The organism is Oleiphilus sp. HI0043, assembly GCF_001634935.1.
In genome coordinates this window covers 1-873 of record NZ_LWEY01001869.1, presented here as the reverse complement: position 1 = coordinate 873, position 873 = coordinate 1, and the positions used below count along the sequence as shown (strand labels likewise).

1 protein-coding gene is annotated in these 873 nt (G+C 43.2%); it reads left to right on the top strand.

Going from position 1 to position 873, the window contains the following annotated elements:
* Nucleotides 1–873 (top strand): diguanylate cyclase domain-containing protein (locus tag A3729_RS28695; protein WP_156498212.1); only part of this gene is annotated, 873 nt, incomplete at both ends.

Below are 873 nucleotides of genomic sequence, written 5' to 3'. Positions count from 1 at the left end.
ACTAATCAAAGTAAAGCGACTTTGATTTATATCGATGTCGATAAGTTCAATTTAACCAATACCAGCTATGGGCATCATGCTGGTGATGCTTTATTGAAGCATGTTGCTCAGACCATTAAAGCACAAGGCCTGGAAGATGCATTTTGCGGGCGTTTGGGTGGTAATGAATTTGGTATGATTTTGGTCAATTGTTCGCTTGAAACGACAAACGATGTAGCAGAAAATATTTGTAAAGAAGTCAGTTCGCAAAGCTTTACTTGGGAAGACCATGCTATCAATACGACGGTGAGTATTGGTGTTGCCGATTTTGAAGTTGAAATTGACTCCTACGACACCTTGATGCGAAAAGCGGGTGTCGCATGCGACTCTGCTAAAGAGCATGGGCGAAATCGCGTTGTACTGTATGAAGCGCTAGACAAAGACCAGCACAAGCGTGATCAGATGTTGGAGTGGGTTCAAAAGCTTGATCAGGATCTCGATGAATTGCTGACACTTCGCTGTCAGGAAATTCGTCCGATCACCACCGACCCCAATGCCAAGCCTCATTACGAAATTCTTTTGGGTGTTAGGGATAATGGTCAGGTATTGCCGCCTGTTATGTTGATCGAAGCAGCAGAACACTTTGGACGAATGGCGATGGTTGACCGCTGGGTGATACATAACGTATTGCGTTGGATGGAGACACATGAAGAGTCTGTTGCTAAATCTGATGGCTTCTCAATTAATTTGTCTGGCAACTCTTTAAGTGATGATTCATTCCTTGAGTTTATACTAGGGCAGTTTGCAGCTAGCACGATTCCTCCGGAAATGATTTGTTTTGAGATTACTGAAACTGCAGCCATTACAAATCTGGCTGATGCGATCGAATTTATA